The following is a 26,798-nucleotide window of genomic DNA, read 5'->3' as shown; positions in this document are numbered from 1 at the left end:
AATTGATAATTGTCCATTAACCATTGTCTCTGATTAACTGTTCGGGAATTTCGGCAAATTTAGCCACAGTTTTAGGAATGTTATCCCAATCAAAATCCTGAAGTTGCTGTTTGAGGGTTTCCACATAATCGAGTAAAACTGTAGATTGATGTTCCTCTGCTAACATCTCTAGATTTTGCATAAATTGCTTAATCTCTCTGGCTACTAAAGTTTCTTGTAAATGGGGTAAATTCACTTCTACTTCCTGACGCAATTTAGCGGCTAATTCTGTTAATCTCACGGGTTTTAAGGAGACTTTCTCTGAGGGCTGTTCATCTATTTTGTCGGTTAATTCAGCATGATTTAGGAACTTCTTGAGTTCAGCCACAATCTGTGATTTGGTCACTGGCTTTGATAAAAAACCATCGCACAATTGCCGCAAATCTTGTTCATTACGATGTTGGGGAGATGCGGTTAATAGGACAATGGGAATATGGCTAGTGAGTTCGTTGTGTTTGAGAAACTGGGTGGCTTCTCGTCCATCCATACGAGGCATCCGTAAGTCCATAAAAATAATATCTGGCTGATAAATTTGGGCTAACCTAATGGCTTCTTCTCCATCTTTGGCGCTGAGAATTTTATGATATGTATTGGCGAAATATTCGGCTAGTAAATCCCGATGAGAACGGACATCATCAGCCACTAAAATAGTAGCAGGTTCAAATGGTTGTAAATTCTCATCAAGGGCTATTAGAGGCGATAATATTGTGGTTTCTGTGGCTATTTTGACATCGGGTAAATCAACGGTAAATGTGCTTCCCTGGTCGCGTTCGCTTTCCAGATGAATTGAACCACCTAGGAGATGGACTAACCTTTCTGTAATAGTTAAACCTAAACCTGTCCCTCCGTATTTGCGGTTACTTTGACCTTCGCTTTGGGTAAATGAGTCAAAAATCTTGTGTTGGTCTTCGCGAGAAATACCAATACCTGTGTCAGTAATGGCAATTTTGAGGTCAATAGAATTATAGGGATGATTGGGTTTGAGTTGTGAACAAGATGCTGTGATTCTCACTGACCCAAATTCGGTGAATTTTATGGAATTTCCGACAATATTAAATAGAATTTGTCGCAGCCTGACTTCATCGGTCATAATACTATAGGGTAGTTTGGGGTCTACCTCAACTTCTAGGTTTAGGTTTTTTTCGCTGGCTTTTTGTTCAAAAATATGCTCGATTTCATTAATTACGGTGCGGATATTAACGGGTTCATAGTGTAATTGTAATTTACCAGCTTCGATTTTCGATAGGTCTAAAATGTCATTTATTAATGCTAATAAAGTGCGACCACTAGAGGCGATCGCTTTAATATAAGAAGTGGCTTTAGGGTCGGTAATTGTAGATTGTAATAAATCAGCAAAGCCTAAAACTGCATTCATGGGTGTCCGAATTTCATGGCTCATATTAGCTAAAAATTCGCTTTTAGCACGGTTAGCCGCTTCGGCTTCCTCCGTCATCTTTTTAAGTTTAATGTTTTTATAGGTTAATTCTTGGCGTTGCTCCTTTTCTTGAGAGAGTAGTTGTGCATGAGCGATCGCAATTCCTAATTGGCGTGCTACAGCTTCTATTAGTTCGATTTCATCAATAGTCCAGACTCGGTTATGGTCGCATTGATGCAGGCTAATAATACCATTAGGTTGACCATGATAGAAAGTGGCGATCGCCAACATGGATTTCAGATTATCTGACTCTTCAAAATATTGATTGGTTTGCAAAAAAGGAGAGGTGATTTTCATTTCTGATAGCTGAATTAAGCAATCATTTTTATGGTAGGAAATTGCCCGTTCTTGCTCAACCAAGTATTCAATATAAGGGTCATTATCAAAGGTTACTGATTCCTTTAAATTCCCCAGTAAATTACATGGATGCTGAGAATATTTGGCTACCAAATTGCCATGGGGAAAAGGATATTTTTGGTAAGTATGAATTAGACAACAGTTGACTTTAAATGCTTTGCCAATTTCTGCGACTGCGGTTGTAAAAATTTCTTGAACATCTAAACTCTGACGAATATTGTCGGTAATTCTCTGGATAATTAGGGTTTTGTGTAGTTGATTATGCAGAGTATTTTCAATTCTTTTACGATGGGTAATATCTTCCGCAATACCAGTATATCGATAAATTTTTCCCTGGCTGTCTCGCACCGGAAAAGCATGACAATTAATCCAACGAATTGAGCCATTTGGTCTCACAATTCGGTAAGTTTGATTAAAAGGAATACCTAGACTAATTTGCTTATTTAAAGCCTCAGCCATACCGTCACGGTCTTCTGGGTGAACAGACATTAACCAGGAACTAGGATTTTTATATAAACTATCTCGACTTTGTTGCCAAATTTCCTCATAGGCTGGAGACACATAAATCATTTCTCCGGTAGCGCTATTAATAAAGAAGACTTGATGGATATTTTCTGCTAACTGACGAAACTTTTCTTCACTCTCTTTTAAAGCTAGTTCGTTTTTTTTGCGATCGCTAATATCCGTTTTAGTCCCGATCACCCGCAGCGGTTTTCCGTCGAGGCTGCGATACATCACCCGACCCCGATCAAGAATCCATTTATAATGACCATCTTTGCACTTAATACGATGTTCACTAATATATTGCTCCGTTTCACCATTTAGGTGCTTATGTAATATATCGAAAACTTGCAGTTTATCATCAGGATGTATTAGTTTTTCCCACTCCTCAAGATTGTCGCTAATTTCCTCAGCCCTAAAACCTAGAATTTCTTTCCAACGTCGAGAGAAATAAACCTGATTGGTTTCTACATTCCAATCCCAAACGCCATCACCATTTCCCTCTAAAGCAAATTGCCAACGTTCTTCACTTTCTTGTAAGGCAATTTCGGCTTTTTTGCGGTTGGTAATATCCCTCCCGGCTGCATAAATGCGATCGCCTACAGGAGTCGATCGCCACTCTATCCAACGATAAGAACCATCCTTAGCCTGATAGCGATTCACAAAATTAAGCACCGAATTTTGTTGGGCTAAATCCGATAGTTTGTCGAGAGTAGGTTTAACATCATCAGGATGCACCAATTCTATACACAATCGACCCTCTAACTCTTCTAGCGAATACCCTAAGTTGATTTCCCACTGTTGATTTAATCGCAAAAGTCGTCCTTCTACATCACCAATACAAAGCAAATCCAGAGCAATAGAAAAAAATCTATCTAATTCTTCGGTTTTCTGGTGTAAAGCCAGCTCGATATTTTTGCGCTCTGTTATGTCAAAAATTGCGCCATCAAGACCGATTAAGTTTCCCTGATTATCAAACTTACCCCTCCCCTTTTCATAAACCCAATGAATACTGCCATCCCTATGAATAACCCGGTATTCTACAATAAATGATTCCTGTGCATCTAAAGCCGGTAAAATCTTGGCTGTGACAGTTTTTTGGTCATCAGGATGAATGATGTCATTATAGGAGATAACTCGATTGTTGATGATTTCATCAGGTCGATAACCGCAAATATCTTCAATGGCATTGCTGATAAATTTCATCGTCCAAAACTCGTCACAAGCACAGCGATAAATAGCACCCGGAAGATTAGCAAGTAAAGCACGAAATGAGACTTCCGAATATTGAGGATTGAGTGTATTGGCGTTGAAAGTTTGTGCTTTGGCTACCAAGTTGGCTTGTTGAATCGCGATCGCCAAATGTACAGATATCATATTCACCAGATCTATATCCTCTGGTAGCCAGTTCCGGCTATCACTACATTGATGAACCATCAAATATCCCCAAATATCTCCACTCAACCAAATAGGAACTATCAAAATCCCCCGCACTTGCAGCCGAGCCAGAAATTCTATATAATCATCTCCTAGATGGGTCTGATAAATATCAGCGATCGCCATTACATCGTCGATCAATTCATGATACTTCCAGAATATTTCCGCGATATCTTCCTGACTGATTACAGTGCGAATATCACTAAAAGATGCTGCCCTTATGTGGACGATACCATCAGCTTCTAACGGACAAATCAAAGTGCGATCGCTTTGCAACAACTCAGATAATTCCGTGACTACCGTATCAAAAATCGTGTTTAAATTAGCCAACTCAACCATCTGGTTAGCTATTTTGAAAAGCAAGTTTTCTCTAGGAGTCGCCGTAGTAAGTTCCCGTGAGTGTGCTAAAATCTGTGCATTCATTTGATTGATCCCCTGTCTGAATCATCTTAGGACAAATTAACTCGGAAAATTAACAGTGTAGAGTTATATTCCCGCCCCCGTATCAAATACTGTTGACTGAACCCCTAAAAATTATCAACGCCTATAATTCCATTTTGCCAGATTTGCCAACGAAATATCTACCCCCCAAATAAACTATGGTAAAATCTCCGCCTAGTGGGTTGAACCTGGTCTATGGGGTCTATGGGGACAGGACCACAATTCTGGTACAATTGCTGATCCAGTTCAAAACCCCGCTTTCTATTGTCTAAAATAGAGTTTTAAGTTAAGTTCACAGCAGCAATCATGGATAAGCAGCGAATTCTCTCAGGAGTACAACCAACGGGAAACCTACACCTAGGTAACTATCTGGGCGCGATCCGCAACTGGGTAGAAGGTCAGAAACAGTATGATAACTTTTTCTGTGTGGTAGACCTACACGCGATCACCGTTCCCCACAACCCCGCGACTCTGGCGGCGGATACCTACACGATCGCAGCCCTTTATTTAGCCTGTGGTATCGACCCAGAAGATTCAACTATTTTTGTACAGTCCCATATTTCCGCCCACAGTGAGTTAACCTGGCTTCTCAACTGTCTGACCCCCATTAACTGGCTGCAAGATATGATCCAGTTTAAGGAAAAAGCCGTTAAACAGGGGGAAAATGTCAGTACGGGTTTATTGGATTATCCCGTATTGATGGCTGCCGACATTTTGCTTTATGATGCCGATCGCGTTCCGGTTGGGGAAGACCAAAAACAACATTTGGAACTGACACGGGATATTGCTGGCAGATTTAACCATTTATTCGGTCAACCAGATCAGGAAATTCTCAAAATTCCCCAACCTCTCATTCGCACAGAAGGCGCACGGGTGATGAGTTTAACCGACGGGACTAGGAAAATGTCTAAGTCTGACCCCTCCGAGTTAAGCCGGATTAATTTGTTAGACCCCCCAGATGCGATCGTTAAGAAAATTAAACGCTGCAAAACTGACTCGGTGCGAGGGTTAGCTTTTGATGTTCCAGACCGCCCCGAATGTCATAATCTGCTGAGTCTATATGCTTTGCTCTCTAACCAAACTAAAGCACAAGTGGCGGCTGAATGTGCAGATATGGGGTGGGGACAGTTTAAACCCCTGCTGACGGAAACGGCGATCGCCGCCCTCAAGCCTATTCAGGAACGCTACAAGGAAGTTATGAGCGATCGTGGTTATTTAGAGTCCATATTGCGTACAGGTCGCGAACAAGCCGAGGCTGTAGCCAATCAAACTTTAAGCCGCGTTAAAGATGCCCTAGGTTATTCCAAACCTTTGTAATCTCCCTGAATTTACCTTTAATTTTTACATCTAAAACCGCCATAATGAACCGATTTAGGACTGCTTGTTTGAACCCCAAAGAATTTGTGATCACCGCCGAAGTAGCACCCCCAAAAGGCGGCGATCCCACTCACATGATCGAGATGGCGCGGGGTCTAAAAAATCGCGTCCATGGGGTTAATATTACTGATGGCAGTCGGGCTGTTTTAGGGATGAGTTCCCTAGCTTCCTGCGTCATTCTCCAACATCATGGCATTGAACCGATTTTACAAGTCGCTTGTCGCGATCGCAATCGGATTGGTTTACAAGCAGACCTCCTGGGAGCGCACGCCCTAGGAATTAGGAATATTCTCGCCCTCACAGGTGATCCAGTCAAAGCCGGAGATCATGTTAATGCTAAACCAGTTTTTGATTTTGAATCCGTGCGCCTATTACAAGCTATTAATAAGCTAAATAATGGCATGGATTGGAATGATAAAAAGCTGCCCCATGGTCGGACAGACCTATTTCCCGGAGCCGCAGTAGACCCCCAATCTCCCAGTTTTTCCGGGTTACAAAGTCGTTTTTATCGCAAATTAAAAGCCGGGGCTTGTTTCTTTCAAAGTCAATTAATCACGGATTTTGAAAGGCTCTATAAATTCATGAATCAAGTCGCTTCTGATACGGATAAACCGATTTTGGCGGGAATTTTCCTCCTGAAATCCGCGAAAAATGCCCTTTTTATTAACAAATATGTTCCCGGTGTTAACATCCCCGACCACATTATCCACCGTTTAGAAAAATCATCACATCCCCTGGAAGAAGGCATTAAAATTGCGGCGGAACAAGTACAAATTGCACGTCAAATTTGCCGAGGTGTTCACCTTATGGCGGTTAAACGAGAAGACCTCATCCCGAAAATATTAGATGCAGCCAATATCCCCCCATTACCATAATAGCGGAGGGTAGAACCATGGAGTTTTTGATATGATGGGATACAGCCAACTCCAGGAGAAGCCACCGCGCGTCTACACCCCTTTCCCCCTGGGGGAGGGGCTTCAGAATGTACTTGATGGCTAGAGAAGGCGAAGCTGTTACCAAAACTGGTGAAGGTGATTTGAATCAGGTCTGACTAACCGAGTAGATGAAGTTGGCATTTGGGCGCAATAATTCAATCAAATGGTAAAGCAACTCAAGGATTTATTCAATACATTATCATAGCCCTCAGAACTGAGAAATTATCCCAAGCCAATCAAGAGATTCTTAGCTTCAATGTGACCAAAATCTAACTTTTGCCATAATTCCCCCCAAATTACCATGAGCGACAATATAACCGAGGTGCGATCGCCTGATATTTCCATCCATCCCCCCACCGCTTTTGTAGCCGCTAATTTAAGGCGGATTCTACCAGATTGGCACTCTGATGATATTTGGATAGTGATTTTTTTACAGCGATCGCAGTTCCCCTTAACCACAACTAATGATATCATTGAGCAGGAGAAAAACAGATTATGCGATCGCTTTTTAGAATTCGCCCAACCCGTAGCCCAACAACTCAATTCCCAGGGATGGATGACCGATATCATCTACCCTCCCAGCGGTTATCCGTTGCTGTCCCAACCCGGAGAAATCAACCATAGCGATGCTTTAACTGTCGCCACATCCTTAAACCTTTCTCTGCAAAAGGGACCCTGTACCATCGTAATTCATCCCCAATGGGGAACCGCCGTTTATCCCAGTGTGTTGATATCCTCTGCGCCGCCAGATGAAATCAACAAAGCTATCGATTTTGCTGGCTATCGCGTCGCCCCAACTCATAAACCCCACAGGTAACCGCCGCAATGACTCCCACACTGATAGACCAAGAAGGTCCCAACCCCAATTCAACTCCCCAATTCAATAATCCCCCCACCATTAGAAACGGTACAACGCTGAAGATAGAAGCAAAAAAAATATTTCCCGACTCCCTGCTAGTGCGCGTTTCCTCAAATTGTTCATCTGACCCATAAAAGGGACGTTCAGCCCAATCTAGCCAACCCGTGAGTTTTTCCATGAGTAATTCACTGAGGGGGGAAAACCCCAAACTTAATGCCAGCGACCATAACGCCGTCCCAGCCATAGCCGTTGTATTCAACGGGAACCAACCCAGAAATATCGATATAACAGGGGTTTCCATCGCCCATGAAAAATAATCAGTTAACATTATGTTCTGTTTATGCCTAATGGTGGCAGAATATCAAATGTGTGCTATACGGGAATTGATTTAAATATAACCCTTGTGGGTGCATCCGGTAATTCATTAATAGATTTTGGTGATTGAGGAATCAATAATCATGGCAAAACTCAACCCCCTGCAAGTTTTCAAGCGTCCGACCCTCCTGAAACGAATGCTATGGGTTCTGGTCGGTTTCGTGTGTCTGACTCTAATTCCTTGGGGGGGACAACAGTTAGATATAGGTGCAACTAAGGCATCAGCCTCCCAAGTAGCGGTAGGGGTCGATTGGGGTAATGCTTCTTTTCCGGTGGAAAATTTCCAGCAGTATACATCACCTTTTGGCTATCGTGCTGGTGGGTTTCACTATGGTTTAGACTTAGCCGCACCTATGGGGAGTTATATCCGCAATTGGTGGAGCGGACAGGTAGTCGAACTCTGGGAGGATAATCGCTGCGGCACGGGAATTATTATCCAGTCAGGACAGTGGGAACATATCTATTGCCACGTTCAGGGTCATGTACAAAGTAATGCTAATGGTACTTACTTTATTGACCGTGGCGGCGGTCTGGAACTTCGCAAAGGTCAAATTGTGGCAGCCGGGACTAGAATTGCGCGGGTTGGGATGACCGGGAGAACTACCGGACCTCACTTGCACTGGGGACTCAAGTATAGTAATCGGTGGGTTGATCCAGCCCGTGTTCTGATTGCTATGTATCATCAACAAAACCAGCGTTTGTCTCAACGTTGAACAAATAGCTGGTTAGGTGTTGTGGGGCGTAGAGTACAGGTTTGTACTGTGCGCCCGGTTGTTTTGTTTTTTGTGGTCTTAGTTAGGATTGCTAACAGAGGTCAATTTAGCCCTGGGAAAGTAGATCAATGGATACCCGTTCCGATGGACTGCTTTGGGAAAAGGTGGGCAATTCTACGGAATTCTGACGCAATGCTGCTACTGGGTTAGTGGCGTTGCAGGCGTAGGTGTTGTCAGTATCGCCGTGGGTGAGGAAATTACAAGGTTGACTTGGGTTGGACTGTTGCCAAGTACACTCAAGGGCTGCATAGTAAGCATCCTCATTTCGACTTTTCAGACATCTCGCCCAGGCTTCAGGATCGTAACCTGAACCGATACATTGGAGACTGAGACCTAAACCAATGGCTTTTAAGGCGCAGTCGGCATTCACACTACAGCCGTTTTTGTGGAAGACACCGAAGCTGTCTCTGTTGATTTCTTGTTTACTGCCAGTGTGCAAGCCATCCATTTGGCTAGGATCATTGAGTAAATCTTCGGTGGTAATTCCTAGGAAATCTGTTACATCATAGACAAACTCTGTTTGGTCATCATTGAGGACTTCGCCATTAAAGATTAATTCCTCATCTGGTTCTTCTGGTGGCATTGCCCAAGGGGGAAAGGCGGCGGCGGGAGACACACTCCAGCCTACTACCAAGAAAGAGACGGTGCCGATGGTTGTTAGTAATTTTTTCATAGTTAGTTATAATTTAGAATCAGTTGGTGAGGGAATTTCACAGTTAATAGCCGGGGTCTGAATCCATCAAAAAATCAAGACAATTATGGGTTGCTGAAGTCGCTTAACTTTCCTCCAGCATAGCTAAAGATAGGTGTTGATGTCAATATTTGTTGTGTAAAGATGTTGTAAAATCTGAGAAAATTATGTAAAGGTGGTTGAGGGTAAGTGTCTACTTAAAATCTGCTGTCAAGTCGGTATTTTCACGGAAAAAGTGGCTAGGGTTTTGGGGATAAAGGGGAAGCCGGCAATCAATATTGAGCGGAAAAATGGTGGCGAGACGGTGGTTTTGAGGTAATATCATAGCGAGTTCAGGGGAATGGTGGCTAAGGATAGAATGAGAGAGCATGATTTCATCTCAAATTAGGTTAACATTTTAGGGCAATACGGTATAATAAGCGAGAAGAGTTGAGGATAAACCTATTGCCAGATATGTCAAACCCAAGGAAGCGGCCCAAATCCTTGGAGTCCATGAAAGAACACTCCGCAGATGGGACGACAATGGCTCAATCGAGACCATCAGAACCCCCGCTGGGCAACGACGATACAACGTTGAGTCCTCAGTACAGGACAAAAAAGCTGAAAGTCTTAGCCAAAAGGGAATCTAGCCGAAAATTCTGAAGGGGGCGCTCCGGGCTGAGGTGAAAGTCGAGGGGTGGGGGGGTAGCGCCAAGTTGGGGTGAGAGGGTTACATCGGAATTACCACAAACCAAACTTCCCTCTCATGAACGAGCTTAACCGATTACGAGACACTTTGCGCCCTCACTTGCCCTGGCACGGGGCGAGATTAAACTTTGTCTGCCTGTTCCTGATGGCGCTATTCCAAACAAAGACGGTTAATCTGATGGAAATAGCGACTGTATTCGCAAATCCTGTGCAAATTTCCTCAAATTACCAGCGATTACAACGTTTTTTTCGGCAATTCAAATTTGACCGGGCAGAGATTGCCCGTTTCGTCGTTAGCCTCATTGACATTCCCCAACCTTGGACTCTTAGTCTCGACCGCACCTGTTGGTCTTTCGGTCAAACCCATTTCAACATCTTGATGTTGGCAGTCGTCCACGAGGGGATTGCCTTTCCCCTGCTGTGGACGATGCTTGACAAAAAGGGCAATAGCAACAGTGGCGAACGCATGGACTTATTCGACCGCTTCGAGGCACTATTTCCTGACGTGGAGGTGGCTTGTCTGACCGCTGACCGGGAATTTGTGGGGCGAGATTGGCTCTCGTATCTTCTCATCGACCCCGAGGTTCCTTTCCGCCTACGCATCCGCCACAGCGAGCTGATTAGTCCTAAGTTAGGAGGAACTCGGCGTAGCGGCGAACGAATGTTTGATTCTCTGCGACCCGGAGAATTTCGCCAGCTTTCGGGTCGCCGTTGGGTTTGGGGACGGCAGGTTTACGTCATTGGCTCTCGTCTGGCTGATTCGGGGGAGTTGTTGATTCTCATCACTAACGCTTGCCCCGAAACGGCCCTCCCCGACTATGCTCGGCGTTGGGGTATTGAAAACCTCTTCGGAGCCTTGAAGACTCGGGGCTTCTGTCTCGAATCGACTCACTTTAAGGACCCTGAGCGCTTGAGCCGTTTATTGGCTTTGCTTAGCCTGGCTTTTACTTGGGCTATGAAGGTGGGTTTGTGGATTCACCAAGGTTCACCCATTCCTTTGAAGGCTCACGGACGACGCTCCCAGAGTCTTTTCCGCACTGGCTTCGATTTTCTACGCCGCACTTTCTCTAATCTGCCTTTGTTTTCAGGGCGGTTTCACCAGGCTCTACAGCTTTTGTCCTGTACTTAGCGTTGAGTCATATTCTGATTCCATATCAGGCAGTGACAAACGCAAAGTCGTTATCTATGCCAGAGTTATAGCATTAGTCAAGGTGGTTAGGACGCAGCTTTGAGAACGGAATCCATGGCATCATGGAGAGAATCAAACTGCTCACGTGCAGTGGCGAATACGGGCTTTCAGCTACGACCAACATTTCTCTATCTTGTTGAGGTCTGGCGAATAAGGTGGTAGATAGAGTAAACGGCATTGAGCTGCCTCCACCAGTTCAGCAATCCGCCCCCCTTTATGAAACGTTGCATTGTCCAATACTAGAGTCTGACCTGGCTTCAATGTTGGAATTATAGCACAAGACAGAACACTTAGGACGTATAATGGAGAGGACGAGATGACTAAGAAGACCAAAAATGCCAGCCCCCTATAGTTACGACCTCAGACAAAAAGTTATTGATGCCATTGAACTAGACGGTATGCCCAAAACAGAAGCCAGTCAAGTTTTCCATGTCAGCCGGAACACCATTAATCTCTGGCTGCAAAGAAAAGCACAGACCGGAGACTTCCTCCCTAAACCTCATCACCGACCTGGCAATAACCACAAAATTACCGACTGGCAAAAATTCAAGGCTTTTGCCCAAGAGCATGGCGACAAAACAGCAGCTCAAATGGCTGAACTTTGGGATGACGACATCTCTCCTCGCACCATATCCAGAGCCTTGAAGAAAATTGGCTTCACCAGAAAAAAAAACTTACGGCTACCAAGAACGTGATGAGCAACAGCGAGAGGAGTTTATGGCTCAGATTGAACAGATGGAGCCGGAAGAAGTGGTCTACCTCGATGAAGCCGGCATGAATAGTCAGGACTCGGATTACCCTTATGGTTACTGCGAGTCTTGACTATTCATCCTACATTCCGCAGGTTGATAGGTAATTAACCGGATGCGTAGTAATAGCGCTCAACGGGTGGACCGAAGAGGTGAATAATCAATCGCCGTTCATCATTGAGATTGCTAATCTGCCTTTGCCCATCGAGATTAACCCAGTGGATTCCTTGAAACTTCTGCATAATCCAGCGAAAGGTCGGTTTAGCGGTGGGTTGTTGGCGTTGGTCGCGCACCGTTTGCTTCTGAGCATCTAGCGCCTGTCGCAGTTGGCGTTCGGCGAGGGTATACACCATAAGGGTTAGGGCCATGATGAGAGCTAAGGCCTCGACCCGCTGCGGCTTTTTGACAAAGACGCTACTGGCAAAGAAGAGGGGGTCTTTGAGGAAGCGAAAGCCTCTCTCGACGGTCTGTTGCCCTTTATATTCGCTCAAGCAGGTCTGAGCCGGCCAGAGGGATTGCTCCAGTTGATTGGTGGCTAGAATAAAGCGACTACGCTGACGGCTAAAGCGGTCTTCCGCCGTGGCGGTCTGCTGTAACGTGGCCTGGAGCCGATAGCCCTGAACTGGGGTGGGTTCGGCGGATTTGGCGGGACGACCGGGGGGTCGCTTGGCCCGCACCGTCTCCAGGGAGACCTGAGTGAGCTGATGCACCTCGAGTCCATCTTGAAACTGCATCAAGGCCTCGAGGGCATCGGGTTTGCAAGCAAAGACCCGCTGGGTCAGCTTTTTCAATTGGCGGTTGAGGCGGTGTTCGAGCTTCTCTAATTCGGGTTGCCAGAGGTCGGCATTGGCTTTGCGGGTTTGGCTTTCGACGAGGCGCCAGCGCTGGCGCACTCCGGCATAGGTCTGCTCAATCTCCCACATCCGGTAATCCTTGGAGTTGCAGGGGACTTCAGTCAGTCGGGTGACATCGCTGTGCACCAGCTCTTGAGCCGCTTTTAGGGTCAGCGGCACCCGTGATAGCCACCCCGTGGTCTCCATCTGCTGCAGATTGGCTGCTGTGTAAAAGGCGGCATCCATCACAACGATACCGTCGCTAGTCCATTGGTCACCAAACGCCTTGAGCACCTCTGCAAACTGCTGAGTGTCCTGTTCATTGCCACTGGCCCAACTGCAACCATAGCGGCACGCCACCGTCGGCGGCACAGACTAGAGTCATCAAAAACTGTTTCAAATCTGGACGATGGTCTCGGGAATAGCCTCGACACAGCCGAATTGGGCTGGGTTCTGCTGATGTCTCACCGGGGGGAGCTGACTCAAGTCCTACCTCGGATTTCCCCTTCGAGCACCGCTGATACTTCCCTTCTACTGAGATCGAGGTGGCATCGAGATGACGCTGTTGAATATCAATTCCAAATCGTTCCACAGCCTGGAGCGCCACCTGGAGAAAAAATGATGTCGTCCCTTCTGCGTAGAGTTCATCCAACACTCGACCTAAGCGGTCGTCATTCAAGTGACGAGCCTCTACCCCTTCCCCGAGCAGATGAGACACCGCTTTACTCTCAAAAAACTCGCTGAATAAATACAACGGTGCACTGAGAAAGCCTAGGGCGTTCAAAATCATGGCTTTAACCACTTGTCCGGCACTCACATGCTCCAAGCTATGAGGTTCAATCCGCTTATCCGTCAACTCGACCAGGCCAAGTTCGTCAATCACTCCAGCCACTAAACCCAGATGGTCTAAATTTTTAATCTGCATCGCCAGAGCCTACCGCTCGAAGGAACCCTTTCTAGCCTAGACTAGCACCATATCTTTTATTCCCTGTCAACCTGCGGAATGTAGGTTCATGCCAGCTTCATCGAGGTAAACCAACCCTTCCGGCTCCATCTGTTCAATCTGAGTCATAAACTCCTCTCGCTGTTGCTCATCACGTTCTTGGTAGCCGTAAGTTTTTTTTTCTGGTGAAGCCAATTTTCTTCAAGGCTCTGGATATGGTGCGAGGAGAGATGTCGTCATCCCAAAGTTCAGCCATTTGAGCGGAGGTTTTGTGGCCATGCTCTTGGGCAAAAGCCTTGAATTTCTGCCAGTCGGTAATTTTGTGGTTATTGCCAGGTCGGTGATGAGGTTTAGGGAGGAAGTCTCCGGTCTGTGCTTTTCTTTGCAGCCAGAGATTAATGATGTTCCTGCTGACATGGAAAACTTGACTGGCTTCTGTTTTGGGCATACCGTCTAGTTCAATGGCATCAATAACTTTTTGTCTGAGGTCGTAACTATAGGGGGCTGGCATTTTGGGTCTTCTTAGTCATCTCGTCCTCTCCATTATACGTCCTAAGTGTTCTGTCTTGTGCTATATTTTCGGGCATTGCAGCCCTATTTGATGCCTGAACGTCTCGCACAACTCAGTTACACTATAGGTATTATCCTAAAAATAATAATATAACCCCATGGCACAACAACTAAAGCGCTGGGAGTCCCCGCGTCGCCAAGGGCGCAACCACAAAGGTAAAGGTGGTGCGGCTAGAATGCGACAGCTAAAAAAACAACAGCAACAGTTGCGTAAACAACTCCAAACCAACCAACCCAAAGACCAACACCAACACCAAAACCCAAAATCACCAATTCAGGGGAAGGATAAATGATCCTTCCCTCTTTTGATTTTAGGGTTTCAGTTGAATATTGGGGCAAATAGTATCAGCCATGCGACTCGCTGACGGCTGATCTTCCCACTGACTCAGTAACTCCTGAAGTTCTCCCTTCAAGCCTTCTAGGGCGATAATTTGTTGATTAATATCCGCTACCTTAGCTTGTAAACGCTGCTTCACTTGGTCACAGGGAATGTCACCACGATCGCGAATTTTCAGAATTTCCGCAATTTCCGCCAAACTCAACCCCAACCCTTGCGCGCGTTTAATAAATGCCAGTCGGGTCAATACTTCCGGAGCAAATAGCCGATAACCCGACCTGCTACGATCAACAGTCGGCCAGAGTAACCCAATATCATCATAGTAGCGAATTGTTTTCACCGATAAACCACTTTCGGCCGCTACCTCTCCAATTTTCAGCAACTTATCAACCCCCAACCTAACTCATTAGTAGGGAGGACGAGGCTTTTTATTCTGAGTCAGCATAGGTAAGGAAGGACGGGAACCACTCGGCGGTAAATAGTATTCCGGCGCGGTTTCGGTTTGTTGTTCCACTGGCGATCGCTGTATAAGCCACCAACGCCAGGCTACCGCTACTCCCACGGTTCCCAGACCGAGACTCAACAGCGGTAAACTCGCAGTTACACCACCAATTACAGTATCAACCGCCCCAACTGTAATCACAAAACTGACAATTGGTTCTCTGCGGTAAGCAGACTTTAAAATTCTCGGTAACAAAGCGTTCATATTACTTTGACTCTGCTGTTTAGTATTAGTTTAGACGGAATCAGACTCAACCAGGTTGCTACAGCATTTAGGCTCCTTGTGAATTGTAGGGCAGCTAGGTCAACTTGAAAAGTCGCTTAGGTATCAATTTTTTGATCACCCCCCTACTCGTCCCTACTGGTCCCTACTCCTCCGACCCTCACCCTTACCCTTCCCCAATACGATTATAACTTCAGTCTCGGTGAACTGGAAACCGGGATAGTTTGACAAACCTACTCACCACCCGCCCGATTAGATTTTAACACAATACAGAGCCAAAATAGGTAGTTAAGATTCCCCAAAATTTGCTATAATCCAAAACCAGCATTCCCACCTAATAATTAATGAAAGAAATTGATAACCTTCCCCGTCCAAATAGGGTAATTGTAATTGGTGCTGGTATAGGCGGATTAACCACCGCCGCACTACTGGCTCATCGAGGATATTCCGTGTTAGTCCTCGACCAAGCCATAGTTCCGGGCGGCTGTGCTTCCACGTTTAAACGTAAAGGTTTTACCTTTGATGTAGGGGCGACCCAAGTGGCTGGTTTAGAACCCGGCGGCATTCATCATCGGATTTTCTCGGAATTAGAAATAGACTTACCAGCCGCCACCTTCTGCGACCCTGCTTGTGCGGTATTTTTACCCGGAGAAACCCAGCCGATTCGAGTTTGGCGAGACCCAGAAAAATGGCAGCAGGAACGACAAGAACAGTTCCCAGGGAGTGAAAAGTTTTGGCAATTAATGGGAACTCTATTTGAAGCTAGTTGGCGGTTTCAAAGTCGCGATCCGATTTTACCTCCTCGGAATTGGTGGGATTTAGTGCAACTGGTGAAAGCCTTGCGTCTCGATACCATGATTACCCTACCTTTTACCCTATTGACGGTAGGGGATCTATTGCGGATCTATGGAATAGACAACGATCGCCGTCTGAAAACCTTTCTGGATTTACAATTAAAATTATACTCCCAGGTGAACGCCGATGAAACGGCATTACTGTATGCAGCCACAGCGTTGGGAGTATCCCAATCACCCCAAGGACTCTATCATTTACAGGGGAGTATGCAAGTATTAAGCGATCGCCTAGTAGCCAGCCTGAAACGGGACGGAGGAACCCTATTAATGGGTCATACCGTAGAAGCGATCGAAACCGAAAACCGTCAAGTCGTAGCGGTCAAAATTCGCGATCAAAAAACCGGGAAAGTGTGGCGAGAAACCACCGATCTAGTAGTTGCTAACGTCACAGTTCAGAACATAGTTAAGCTATTAGCTTGGGAAAACCACATTTCCACCAATCCCCTCGATCGCATTTACCACCACCGTATTAATAAACTCCCCCCAGCTTCTGGGGCTTTCGTCATTTATTTAGGAGTTGATCAGTCAGCCATTCCCCCCGAATGCCCCCCCCATCTCCAATTTCTTTACGACTATAACCGACCCATTGGCGAAAACAATTCCCTATTTGTTTCCGTCAGCCACCCAGGGGACGGACGCGCCCCCCACGGACAAGCCACCATTATTGCTTCTAGTTTCACAGATACGCAGCAATGGTGGCATAACCCAGATTATCAGAAACTCAAACACGAATACACCCAACAGGCCATTAATCGTCTAAGTTCCTACTTTCAGCTTACCCCAGAAACAATCATTTATTCCTGTGCTGCCACCCCCCGCACTTTCGCCCGTTATACCGCGCGTGACCAAGGCGTTGTCGGTGGTGTAGGTCAGCGGATTTCCACCTTTGGACCCTTTGGCTTTTCCAATCGTACCCCCATTAATGGATTATGGCTAGTGGGAGACTGTACCCACCCCGGAGAGGGAACAGCAGGGGTATCCTATTCAGCTTTAACCGTAGTCCGACAACTCGAAAACCAGTTCACCCCTCCAAAACATGAGGGCGGCGCAGTATAGCACAAGACAGAACACTTAGGACGTATAATGGAGAGGACGAGATGACTAAGAAGACCAAAAATGCCAGCCCCCTATAGTTACGACCTCAGACAAAAAGTTATTGATGCCATTGAACTAGACGGTATGCCCAAAACAGAAGCCAGTCAAGTTTTCCATGTCAGCAGGAACACCATTAATCTCTGGCTGCAAAGAAAAGCACAGACCGGAGACTTCCTCCCTAAACCTCATCACCGACCTGGCAATAACCACAAAATTACCGACTGGCAAAAATTCAAGGCTTTTGCCCAAGAGCATGGCGACAAAACAGCAGCTCAAATGGCTGAACTTTGGGATGACGACATCTCTCCTCGCACCATATCCAGAGCCTTGAAGAAAATTGGCTTCACCAGAAAAAAAAACTTACGGCTACCAAGAACGTGATGAGCAACAGCGAGAGGAGTTTATGGCTCAGATTGAACAGATGGAGCCGGAAGAAGTGGTCTACCTCGATGAAGCCGGCATGAATAGTCAGGACTCGGATTACCCTTATGGTTACTGCGAGGAAGGAAAACGCTTCCATGCACTCAAATCAGGGAAGAGGCAGGGCAGGGTAAGTATGATAGCCGCATGGTGTCATCAACAACTCTTAGCTCCCTTTAGCTTTGAGGGTTGTTGTAATCGGACAGTGTTTGAGTTGTGGTTGGAGTTCATCTTAATTCCAACATTGAAGCCAGGTCAGACTCTAGTATTGGACAATGCAACGTTTCATAAAGGGGGACGGATTGCTGAACTGGTGGAGGCAGCTCAATGCCGTTTACTCTATCTACCACCTTATTCGCCAGACCTCAACAAGATAGAGAAATGTTGGTCGTGGCTGAAAGCCCGTATTCGCCACTGCATTGAGCAGTTTGATTCTCTCCATGATGCCATGGATTCCGTTCTCAAAGCTGCGTCCTAACCACCTTGACTAATGCTATATATCTATAACCTGGTAATTACCGGACAACTCAGGAAAATTTATACAAATAGCCATCTCTCCTAAAAACAGGTTTCAAATCTATTGGCTTGACTGAAAACTGAGTTTGGTCAGGTTTGGTTAAAACAAAACTGCCGCGACTCGACGGGGTGATTCTACCGATTCCATGTGTCTTATGCTTGGCTATATCCCCGGTAAGCCATCCCTTAATTGGCTTTAATGGGTTATGGCGAATCGGAAGCCTCTTGTTAGGAGCCGCTTTTTGACGGCCACCACGCCCAAAACAAGTAATTATAGCACCAGACAGGAAAGTTAGGACGTATAATGGAGAGGACGAGATGACTAAGAAGACCAAAAATGCCAGCCCCCTACAGTTACGACCTCAGACAAAAAGTTATTGATGCAATTGAACTAGACGGTATGCCCAAAACAGAAGCCAGTCAAGTTTTCCATGTCAGCCGGAACACCATTAATCTCTGGCTGCAAAGAAAAGCACAGACCGGAGACTTCCTCCCTAAACCTAATCACCCACCTGGCAATAACCACAAAATTACCGACTGGCAGAAATTCAAGGCTTTTGCCCAAGAGCATGGCCACAAAACCTCCGCTCCAATGGCTGAACTTTGGGATGACGACATCTCTCCTCGCACCATATCCAGAGCCTTGAAGAAAATTGGCTTCACCAGAAAAAAAACTTACGGCTACCAAGAAGGTGATGAGCAACAGCGAGAGGAGTTTATGGCTCAGATTGAACAGATGGAGCCGGAAGAAGTGGTCTACCTCGATGAAGCCGGCATGAATAGTCAGGACTCGGATTACCCTTATGGTTACTGCGAGGAAGGAAAACGCTTCCATGCCCTCAAATCAGGGAAGAGGTAGGGCAGGGTGAGCTATATAGCCGCATGGTGTCATCAACAACTCTTAGCCCCCTTTAGCTTTGAGGGTTGTTGTAATCGGACAGTGTTTGAGTTGTGGTTGGAGTTCATCTTAATTCCAGCACTGAAGCCAGGTCAGACTCTATAGCATTAGTCAAGGTAGTTAGGACGCAGCTTGGAGAACGGAATCCATGGCATCATGGAGAGAATCAAACTGCTCAATACAATGGCGAATGCGGGCTTTCAACCACGACCAACATTTCTCTATCTTGTTGAGGTCTGGCGAATAAGGTGGTAGATAGAGCAAACGGCATTGAGCCGCCTCCACTAGCTCAGGAATCCGCCCCCCTTTATGAAACGTTGCATTGTCTAGCACTAGAGTCTGACCTGGCTTCAATGTTGGAATTAAGATGAACTCCAACCACAACTCAAACACTGTCCGATTACAACAAGCCTCAAAGCTAAAGGGGGCTAAGAGTTGTTGATGACACCATGGGGCCATATAGCTCACCCTGCCCTGCCTCTTCCCGGATTTTAGGGCATGGAAGCGTTGTCCTTCCTCACGGTAACCATAAGGGTAATCCGAGTCCTGACTATTCATGCCGGCTTCATCGAGGTAGACCACTTCTTGTGGCTCCATCTGTTCAATCTGAGCCATAAACTCCTCTCGCTGTTGCTCATCACCTTCTTGGTAGCCGTAAGTTTTTTTTCTGGTGAAGCCAATTTTCTTCAAGGCTCTGGATATGGTGCGAGGAGAGATATCGTCATCCCAAAGTTGAGCCATCTGAGCTGCGGTTTGATCGCCATGCTCTTGGGCAAAAGCCTTGAATTTCTGCCAGTCGGTAATTTTGTGGTTATTGCCAGGTCGGTGATTAGGTTTAGGGAGGAAGTCTCCGGTCTGTGCTTTTCTTTGCAGCCAGAGATTAATGGTGTTCCTGCTGACATGGAAAACTTGACTGGCTTCTGTTTTGGGCATACCGTCTAGTTCAATGGCATCAATAACTTTTTGTCTGAGGTCGTAACTATAGGGGGCTGGCATTTTTGGTCTTCTTAGTTATCTCGTCCTCTCCATTATACGTCCTAAGTGTTCTGTCTTGTGCTATATATCTACACCGTGACTAGTGGGCATATCCTAACCATTACAATTAGGCATTGGCTTTCAGTCACATCCCTTCCCCTTAAAGGCATACGATTACACTTTCACTACTCAACAAGATGTACCTGCCGAGAGCCTAAAAGGGGTTTAAACGCACCGTTTATATGGGCATTCCATCTTTAGACTTGTCCTTTCCACCGGGGTACCTTTAAAGGTCTGTGTAGGTGATAACAAGATTACCCTACTTTTCCCCTTGCCCTTTTGGACGCAGCGTATCAACCTATTTCGCTGCTTCTAGATTACGATGGTTCAAGCCGGAACATTCAGATTTCCTTAGTCATGGATGGTTGGCAGTGGTCGGATTGTTGGGATTAGGTTTCCCTCATGCCTTCCGTTCCCCGCTTCAATCTCACGGGTTGTGAATCCTGAAACTGGGGGTGGCTATCGCCGTTACTCTCAACGCCCTGATTTCTCAGTTTGTTTATGACCTTGAGTCCCCTGCCTTGCTTAGATTTCTCCAAGCGTCGGGACATATAAACAGTTATGGGATGGTCAGGAATGTGAATCCCTTATATTCCACCAAGGGGTGAAAGTCCCATTAGGAAGTTATTTCAGGCATTGCAGCCTTATTTGATTCCTAAACGTCTCGCACCTCATCCTCTAGTTGTTGGAATATTTCCCGATAGGTTATCAGATTATCCTCAATCTGGTTCTTTCCTAAGATAGTCGCATCGTACCAGTCCCAGAATTCACTATCGCTGCTGATAGTTCCCAGGGCTTGGTGCCACTAACTTGGCTTTCTTAACCCCGTCTATCACCCCTTGGGGTGTACACTCAAGATTAGCTGTCTTGGGTAGCCGTTTTCCGGTAGGTGGCTGCTTAAACTGCAATAGCAAATTATACCTAGTCCCGGACTTTTGTAACTTGAGTGTCACTCCTTTGGGACATTCCCCTTTAAAGTCTTGATAGGCTTTCAGGAATCTGCTATAGCTCTCATCATAGTTACCCTTTCCCCCCACTGTAGGGAGTTTAGTAGCACTACTCATTTTTTACTCACTTGTTACTCTACTACGGTTTTGAGTAACACCTAAGTAACAGTAGAATGGGGGTTATAGGCTATGTATCAGGTTCAATACCCGCCGCCCGCAATTGGGCGATTAATTTTTCAGATCGTTGACGTTCCTGGTCTAATAGTTCAGTCGCCCATAGGAGTAGGTTTCCCTGTTGATCCCACCAACGTAGCCAGTAGCCAGTGAGATTTTCGCGGGTTCCTTGCTCTGCACCTAAGAAAAGCTGCATTTCTGGTATCCAAAATCTGCCCTGTTCATTAGGTGACTCTAGGTGATATCGTTGGTTCTCGTCTAAACGGTAGAGTTCTAATGTGCCTGTGTCTGTATCAAAAATGCCATAATTAGGTACTTGCAGAATCTGTTGATAGAAAAAGAACTTTCCAGGAGGATAGGTTTCTTTTATTGAATATTCACTCCCACCTGGATCTGATAAAAATTCTAGTACCAGTGCGGGAATATCCCCTTGTAGTCGGGGGGTATAACTACGAACTACCTCTTCCCGATTGACGGTAATTTGCGGAATATACGCCCAATCTGGCGCTTTTATGCTTATTTTACCGTTTATGGTGGCACAAATGCCGTAGTTGGTCGGAGTGAGCGATGTTTCTGGCAGTTTTCCGGCTAACCTTAAACTTTCGGTAACGGCTGCTGCTAGGGCTGGTTGATATATATTATCCACGGGGTCATCGGGTAACACAAAATCATCTGGCAACTTTTCCCAAGTGATAGTGTAAGTTGGGGAAGTGGCTAACATGACTAACCTTGCAGGTATTTGAACACTTTGATGATATCACAATTTGAGAAAGTGGATCTATATTTTATCGGAATTTAGCGAAGATTTATCCAGGGGTTCTCTTTGAGTCCTTACCCATTCTTTTTGGGGTTTAATGAAATAGGTTAAATATAGGGGAATTTTCCACAGTATATACAGGGGGATACCTAAGAGGGTTTTGAGGGGGATAAGCGATCGCCCAAAATTTGCCCAAGCCATACCAATGGCAGTAGTTAGCAGCAGCCCCTCTAGGGCTATGATGATGGTGGGAATAGCAGAGACTCCTAGGCTACTAGCGATTAAGGATATGGCGGATGCACCGACCCACAAAATTACCAGAAGGGAGAGGGGGGGAACACATAGATCTAATGCCATTTGTAACAGTTCAAAACGTCTTTGGCTTAGGGAGGCTTTGAGCAGGCGCGGCACTTGAGTTTTCAGGGTTTGTAAATGACCGTGTTCCCAACGGGTGCGTTGACTGGTGCTGGCGGTTTCGTCTTGGGGAAGGTATCCAATTACTTTGGCTTTGGCTGTAAATTGGGGGGAATAACCAGCGATCGCTAAATCGACACCTAGCTGCATATCTTCGACTATATTACTACTCGCTAAGGATATGCTTTGAATAATTGACCAGGGAAAAGCCATCCCAGTTCCGGTTAATAAACAAGGTCCCCCTAGTTTCGCTAATCCTTGGGGACGCACCCAATTTTTGACTAAGAATGCCAACGCAGAAATGGAGTTCTTGACAGATGGATTGGGGGGTGTTTCCATTAAATATAATGCTTGCACTGGCTTGGCTGTGATTAATGCTTGTTGAGCAATAGTGGCGATCGCTCCTGGTTCCACTAAACAATCAGCATCAATCATAACTACCACCTCTGGCGGGTTTGGCGCTAGGTGGCGTAATCCATAATCGAGAGCATATCCTTTTCCTCGGTTGTCTGGATCTTGCCTTTCCAGAACTTGCACTCCGTTTTCAGTGGCGATCGCTACAGTTTCATCTGTGCAGTTATCCGCAATTACAATTATTTCATCGTCCGGTTTCAGTTGAGGTAAAATATTAGCCAAAGTTTGACCAATAACTAACCCTTCATTATGAGCCGGAATTAATACAGAAATTGTCGGTTCTGGTAGGTCGTCATTTGATATAAAACCTGGGAAATTAAACCCGGCTGCCAAACATTCAACGAACAGAACCATGATCGGAATTGCCCAACCAAAAGCTATTAATCCCAGCGTGAAACCAACCCAGATAGTGATCATTTTTTACATAGGCTCCATTTCAGGCACATCGGCTTCTGGCGCATCTAAATCAACTACAACATTGAGAGATTGGGAAATGAACCATTGACGCGGCACACCTTGAATAGTAATCTTTTTACCATCTCTTTCGATTTTCACATTGCCGCTTACTTTCTCAATATGTATATCTGAATTCATTAAGTAGGTAGCTTTATCTGTAACTTTAATCCACATCATTTAATTGCCTTATTGGGGGGTATATTTGGGGGAATAATTCCAGCTTATCCCCCACATTTTACCAAGCTAAATTAGGGAAAAATTACTCGTCTGCGCCGAAATCTTCCCGTAACTTAGCTTCCTGTTCATTGGTCAAGTTGGATTTAATCAACTCACCTTTTTCTTCATCTTTGAAGGCTTCCTCTACTTTATCTAAAGTCACACTACTGGTTAGTAAAAATAGTGCGGAAGTACCTTCAGTTACTTGATTTCGGACATCTTTGATAAATTCATCATCAATGCCGTAGTCAGTGAAATATCCTGACAATGCTCCGGCTAATGCACCGACCGCCATTCCTAATACCGGAACAAAGAAAATCAAGCCGAATAATAGACCCCAAAAAGCGCCGCCAAATGCACCAGAACCCACTAGGTCAACGGCTTGGGTGGTTTTGGGCTTCTTGCGACCTTGTGGCCAGAATACTATAGCCGCATCTTCGATTTGAATTAAACGTTGTTTCTGGAGTTCAGCGAGTTTAGCCAGAGCATTTTTAGCACCATCAGCGCTATTGTATTTCCAAACTGTTAGAGTTGCCATTGTTATCAATCTGGTGATAATTGTATGAGGGTAGTATAATGATAATTGTATAAAATTGTACAAATTTAAGAAAAATTTTATGATTCGTAGATGGCAATGTGGTTATATTGAAAATAAAAACCGGATTTCTGAATCAATAGAAACCCGGCGAATAGATAGTTAATCATCAACCCTTATTTAATGGCGATCGCCGGTTGACGGTGGCGCACTTCCAGATAAATTAACAAGGCGTTAATATCTGCGGGGTTGACCCCACCAATACGGGAAGCCTGACCAATAGTTAAAGGTTTGATCCGGTTTAATTTTTCCCGTGACTCCATAGATAGGGTTTCAATGGTAAGATAGTCTAAGTCTCGAGGGAGTTGGCGGTTAGCATGACGGCTGATCTGATCAATTTGGTTTTGCTGGCGTTCCATATAGCCGGAATATTTAATCTCAATTTCTGCGCCTTCTTTTTCCTCTAAGGATAACTGAGAATTACCTAGGTTATAATGTTCTAAATTACCATAGTGGAAACCGGGACGACGCAACAATTCCGCCAGACTAATTGACCCTTTAATTTTTTGTTGAGTATCAGAGGCGATCGCTATACCAATTTCGTCGCGTTCCTTAACTCTGGTCTGGTCTAGCCGCTGCTTTTCCGCGATAATATTAGCCTGTTTTTGTTGGAATAATTCCCAACGGCGATCGTCAATTAAACCAATTTCCCGACCCAAGGGAGTTAGGCGGCGATCGGCATTATCCGATCGCAATAATAACCGATACTCCGACCGACTGGTTAACATTCGATAGGGTTCTCGCAGATCCTTCGTACACAAATCATCAATTAAAGTACCGATATAACTTTGTTCCCGAGGAAACACAATCATATCTTCACCGCGCACCAATTTAACCGCATTAATTCCCGCTACAATTCCCTGTGCGGCTGCTTCTTCATATCCAGTTGTACCATTAATTTGACCCGCACAAAATAATCCCTCAATTTTCTTAGTCATCAACGTAGGATAACACTGAGTTGCCGGTAAATAGTCATACTCCACCGCATAAGCAGGTCGTAGCATCACGCAGTTTTCTAAACCCGGAAGACTCCGTAACATTTCTAACTGTAATTTTTCCGGTAAACCCGTAGAAAATCCCTGAATATAAAGTTCAGGAATATGACGGCCTTCTGGTTCAATAAAAATCTGGTGACTTTCCTTGTCAGCAAACCGCACAATTTTATCTTCAATACTCGGACAATAACGGGGTCCTTTGGCATCCACCCAACCGCCATAAACGGGGGATAAATGCAAATTTTCCCTAATTAATCGATGGGTTTCCGCCGTAGTTCTGGTTAAATAACAGTTCATTTGTTCCCTTTCAACCCACACTTCAGGGTCAAAACTGAACCATCGCACTCGTTCATCTCCGGGCTGAGGTTCTAAGTTGCTATAATCAACCGATCGCTTATCGACTCGCGCGGGAGTTCCGGTTTTTAGTCGTCCCGTTTCAAACCCTAAGCGGTTCAGGGTGTCTGTAAGTCCTACGGCGGCGAATTCTCCGGCTCGTCCCGCTGGCATGGATTTGTTACCCACCCAAATAATTCCACCTAAAAAAGTCCCTGTAGTTAGGATGAGCGCTTTACAGGCAAATGCTACACCAAAATAGGTTTTTACTCCTATGATTTCGTCATTTAATCCTAAGACTAAATCCGTTACCATTCCCTCCCGGATTGATAGATTTTCTTGGTTTTCGACTATTTGTCGCATTACTGCTGCATATTCGCGCTTATCCGTTTGCGCCCGTAACGCCCAAACAGCCGGTCCGCGAGAGTTGTTAAGTAGCCGTTTTTGCAGGTAGGTGCGATCGGCCATTTTGCCAATTTCTCCCCCCAGTGCATCGACTTCGTGGGTGAGTTGAGACTTCGCCGGAGCCCCCACAGCCGGGTTACAGGGTTGCCAGCCAATTTTATCTAAATTTAGGGTCAGCAGCAACGTGCGACAACCCAAACGCGCTGAGGCTAAAGCCGCTTCGCAGCCTGAGTGTCCGCCACCGACTACGATGATCTCAAATTCTTCTTGAAAGTCTACGGGTGAATTTACTGTCATAGTTGGGATATTTTACAATGTCGCTCTATTTGATTTTAGGGATATCTAATGATGTTATGGTCGAAGGGAAAGTCACCTTTCCCAACTCCAATTCAAAACCGTGCTTGCGAGTTTCCCAGCACACGGCTCCTGATGTGGATACCCTCTTTGTCAAAGGAACAAGGTTACGACCCCCTGCTTTATGACTTCAACTTTGGGAGCTATATGCTTGCGTTAGTCTTTAAACTCGCTTTCGCCATTAAACTCTTACTTATCGCAGTCTCTATATCCACACCGTGACTAGTGGGCATATCCCAACCATTACAGTTAGGCATTGGCTTTCAGTCACATCCCTTCCCCTTATGAGCTTGCGCTTACACTTTTCACTACTCTACGAGATGTACTCGTAGAGAGCCCAACAGGGGTTTCAACGTTCCGTATATATGGGCATTCCATCTTTAGATTTGTCTTATCCACCGGGGTACATTTTAAAAGTCTGTGTAGGTGTTGATAACAGTACCCTACTTTTCCCCTTACTCTTTTGAGCGTAGCGTGTCAACCTATTTCGCTACTTAATACTTACGGTGGTTCAAGCCAGACATTTGGTTTCCCTAATCATGGATGGTTGGCAGTGGTCGGATTGGGAATAGGTTTCCCTTACGCCTTCCGTTCCCCGCTTCAATCCCAGATTTGTGATTTCTGAAACTGGGGGTGGCTATCGCCTTTACTCTTTCCCAAATCACCCC

At 45.5% G+C, this 26,798-nt stretch carries 20 protein-coding genes and 7 pseudogenes; 12 read left to right on the top strand and 15 right to left on the bottom strand.

The window, feature by feature from the left end:
- Positions 1 to 16: 16 nt before the first annotated feature.
- A complete protein-coding gene (locus HFV01_RS06055; protein ID WP_193520910.1) occupies positions 17 to 4,192 on the bottom strand; it encodes a PAS domain-containing protein in 4,176 nt (1,391 codons plus the stop codon).
- A 324-nt stretch (positions 4,193 to 4,516) separates the two neighbouring features.
- On the opposite strand from HFV01_RS06055, the gene trpS reads away from it, so the two are divergent.
- The 3 genes from trpS to HFV01_RS06040 all read left to right on the top strand — a co-directional run bounded on the left by trpS (position 4,517) and on the right by HFV01_RS06040 (position 7,339).
- On the top strand, positions 4,517 to 5,527 hold the full coding sequence (trpS, locus tag HFV01_RS06050) for a tryptophan--tRNA ligase (RefSeq protein WP_111894153.1): 1,011 nt from the start codon (positions 4,517 to 4,519) through the stop codon (positions 5,525 to 5,527).
- A gap of 44 nt (positions 5,528 to 5,571) precedes the next feature.
- Positions 5,572 to 6,462: a methylenetetrahydrofolate reductase gene (locus HFV01_RS06045; RefSeq protein ID WP_006624171.1), complete on the top strand. Its 891-nt coding sequence runs from the start codon at positions 5,572 to 5,574 to the stop codon at positions 6,460 to 6,462.
- A gap of 361 nt (positions 6,463 to 6,823) precedes the next feature.
- Positions 6,824 to 7,339: a methylmalonic aciduria and homocystinuria type D protein gene (locus HFV01_RS06040; RefSeq protein ID WP_006624169.1), complete on the top strand. Its 516-nt coding sequence runs from the start codon at positions 6,824 to 6,826 to the stop codon at positions 7,337 to 7,339.
- Here the strand turns inward: HFV01_RS06040 and HFV01_RS06035 are convergent.
- A complete protein-coding gene (locus tag HFV01_RS06035; RefSeq protein WP_006620193.1) occupies positions 7,287 to 7,709 on the bottom strand; it encodes a hypothetical protein in 423 nt (140 codons plus the stop codon). The genes HFV01_RS06040 and HFV01_RS06035 overlap by 53 nt on opposite strands.
- A 130-nt stretch (positions 7,710 to 7,839) precedes the next feature.
- Here HFV01_RS06035 and HFV01_RS06030 point away from each other — a divergent pair, with 130 nt between their 5' ends.
- A complete protein-coding gene (locus HFV01_RS06030) occupies positions 7,840 to 8,469 on the top strand; it encodes a M23 family metallopeptidase (RefSeq protein ID WP_006620192.1) in 630 nt (209 codons plus the stop codon).
- 106 nt (positions 8,470 to 8,575) lie between these two features.
- Here the strand turns inward: HFV01_RS06030 and HFV01_RS06025 are convergent, their stop codons facing one another.
- Complete coding sequence (locus HFV01_RS06025) at positions 8,576 to 9,202, bottom strand: hypothetical protein (protein ID WP_006668366.1); 627 nt, start codon at positions 9,200 to 9,202, stop codon at positions 8,576 to 8,578.
- Between the two features lie 461 nt (positions 9,203 to 9,663).
- On the opposite strand from HFV01_RS06025, the pseudogene HFV01_RS06020 reads away from it, so the two are divergent.
- Positions 9,664 to 9,801: pseudogene (locus HFV01_RS06020) on the top strand (MerR family DNA-binding transcriptional regulator); the annotation flags it as partial.
- A 164-nt stretch (positions 9,802 to 9,965) separates the two neighbouring features.
- Entirely contained in the window at positions 9,966 to 11,036 is a 1,071-nt protein-coding gene (locus HFV01_RS06015; protein ID WP_006669216.1) for an IS4-like element ISAtsp3 family transposase, read from the top strand.
- Between the two features lie 86 nt (positions 11,037 to 11,122).
- Here the strand turns inward: HFV01_RS06015 and HFV01_RS06010 are convergent.
- Positions 11,123 to 11,381: pseudogene (locus HFV01_RS06010) on the bottom strand (transposase); the annotation flags it as partial.
- A gap of 50 nt (positions 11,382 to 11,431) precedes the next feature.
- Here HFV01_RS06010 and HFV01_RS06005 point away from each other — a divergent pair.
- Positions 11,432 to 11,912, top strand: a pseudogene (locus HFV01_RS06005) (IS630-like element ISAtsp1 family transposase); the annotation flags it as partial.
- A gap of 40 nt (positions 11,913 to 11,952) precedes the next feature.
- Here the strand turns inward: HFV01_RS06005 and HFV01_RS06000 are convergent.
- Positions 11,953 to 13,603 (bottom strand): annotated as a pseudogene (locus HFV01_RS06000) (IS1634-like element ISAtsp2 family transposase).
- A gap of 84 nt (positions 13,604 to 13,687) precedes the next feature.
- Positions 13,688 to 14,132, bottom strand: a pseudogene (locus tag HFV01_RS05995) (IS630 transposase-related protein); the annotation flags it as partial.
- Between the two features lie 157 nt (positions 14,133 to 14,289).
- Between HFV01_RS05995 and HFV01_RS05990 the strand changes: the two are divergent.
- Positions 14,290 to 14,484 carry a hypothetical protein gene (locus HFV01_RS05990; protein ID WP_006669249.1) on the top strand — a complete coding sequence of 65 codons (195 nt, stop codon included), beginning with the start codon at positions 14,290 to 14,292 and terminating at the stop codon, positions 14,482 to 14,484.
- 18 nt (positions 14,485 to 14,502) lie between these two features.
- Here the strand turns inward: HFV01_RS05990 and HFV01_RS05985 are convergent, their stop codons facing one another.
- Both HFV01_RS05985 and HFV01_RS05980 read right to left on the bottom strand, forming a co-directional pair.
- Positions 14,503 to 14,925, bottom strand: a complete 423-nt coding sequence (locus HFV01_RS05985; protein ID WP_006616244.1) for a heavy metal-responsive transcriptional regulator — start codon at positions 14,923 to 14,925, stop codon at positions 14,503 to 14,505.
- Between the two features lie 9 nt (positions 14,926 to 14,934).
- Entirely contained in the window at positions 14,935 to 15,234 is a 300-nt protein-coding gene (locus HFV01_RS05980) for a hypothetical protein (protein ID WP_006616243.1), read from the bottom strand.
- Positions 15,235 to 15,596: 362 nt separating this feature from the next.
- Here HFV01_RS05980 and crtD point away from each other — a divergent pair, with 362 nt between their 5' ends.
- The 3 genes and pseudogenes from crtD to HFV01_RS05965 form a co-directional block, all read left to right on the top strand.
- Positions 15,597 to 17,162, top strand: coding sequence for a C-3',4' desaturase CrtD (gene crtD / locus HFV01_RS05975; protein ID WP_006624164.1), 1,566 nt, complete (start codon positions 15,597 to 15,599; stop codon positions 17,160 to 17,162).
- A 60-nt stretch (positions 17,163 to 17,222) separates the two neighbouring features.
- Positions 17,223 to 18,099, top strand: a protein-coding gene (locus tag HFV01_RS05970; RefSeq protein WP_108614679.1) for an IS630-like element ISAtsp1 family transposase whose coding sequence is annotated in 2 segments (ribosomal slippage) — positions 17,223 to 17,552 and positions 17,554 to 18,099 — 876 coding nt in all. Because the reading frame shifts where the segments join, the coding sequence is not laid out codon by codon here.
- A 375-nt stretch (positions 18,100 to 18,474) separates the two neighbouring features.
- A pseudogene (locus tag HFV01_RS05965) lies at positions 18,475 to 19,137 on the top strand (IS630 family transposase); the annotation flags it as partial.
- Positions 19,138 to 19,155: 18 nt separating this feature from the next.
- On the opposite strand, the gene HFV01_RS05960 reads toward HFV01_RS05965, so the two are convergent.
- The 7 genes and pseudogenes from HFV01_RS05960 to mnmG all read right to left on the bottom strand — a co-directional run bounded on the left by HFV01_RS05960 (position 19,156) and on the right by mnmG (position 26,073).
- Complete coding sequence (locus HFV01_RS05960) at positions 19,156 to 20,031, bottom strand: IS630 family transposase (protein WP_108614760.1); 876 nt, start codon at positions 20,029 to 20,031, stop codon at positions 19,156 to 19,158.
- A gap of 709 nt (positions 20,032 to 20,740) precedes the next feature.
- Positions 20,741 to 21,134 (bottom strand): annotated as a pseudogene (locus tag HFV01_RS05955) (hypothetical protein); the annotation flags it as partial.
- A 70-nt stretch (positions 21,135 to 21,204) separates the two neighbouring features.
- Positions 21,205 to 21,912, bottom strand: a complete 708-nt coding sequence (locus HFV01_RS05950) for a Uma2 family endonuclease (protein ID WP_006624159.1) — start codon at positions 21,910 to 21,912, stop codon at positions 21,205 to 21,207.
- A 57-nt stretch (positions 21,913 to 21,969) separates the two neighbouring features.
- Positions 21,970 to 23,193, bottom strand: a complete 1,224-nt coding sequence (locus HFV01_RS05945; protein WP_006624158.1) for a glycosyltransferase family 2 protein — start codon at positions 23,191 to 23,193, stop codon at positions 21,970 to 21,972.
- 3 nt (positions 23,194 to 23,196) lie between these two features.
- Complete coding sequence (locus HFV01_RS05940) at positions 23,197 to 23,409, bottom strand: hypothetical protein (RefSeq protein WP_006624157.1); 213 nt, start codon at positions 23,407 to 23,409, stop codon at positions 23,197 to 23,199.
- An 82-nt stretch (positions 23,410 to 23,491) separates the two neighbouring features.
- The gene (locus HFV01_RS05935; protein ID WP_006624156.1) at positions 23,492 to 23,986 is read right to left on the bottom strand and encodes a DUF1269 domain-containing protein; all 495 of its coding nucleotides are present in this window, start codon (positions 23,984 to 23,986) and stop codon (positions 23,492 to 23,494) included.
- Positions 23,987 to 24,159: 173 nt separating this feature from the next.
- Complete coding sequence (mnmG, locus tag HFV01_RS05930; protein WP_193520909.1) at positions 24,160 to 26,073, bottom strand: tRNA uridine-5-carboxymethylaminomethyl(34) synthesis enzyme MnmG; 1,914 nt, start codon at positions 26,071 to 26,073, stop codon at positions 24,160 to 24,162.
- A 520-nt stretch (positions 26,074 to 26,593) separates the two neighbouring features.
- Between mnmG and HFV01_RS05925 the strand changes: the two genes are divergently transcribed.
- Positions 26,594 to 26,755 (top strand): hypothetical protein, encoded by a 162-nt coding sequence (locus HFV01_RS05925; RefSeq protein WP_193520538.1) that lies wholly within the window; start codon positions 26,594 to 26,596, stop codon positions 26,753 to 26,755.
- Positions 26,756 to 26,798: the final 43 nt, after the last annotated feature.

The organism is Limnospira fusiformis SAG 85.79 (assembly GCF_012516315.1).
GTDB classification, from domain to species: domain Bacteria; phylum Cyanobacteriota; class Cyanobacteriia; order Cyanobacteriales; family Microcoleaceae; genus Limnospira; species Limnospira fusiformis.
This window is presented reverse-complemented; position numbering and strand designations above follow the sequence as displayed.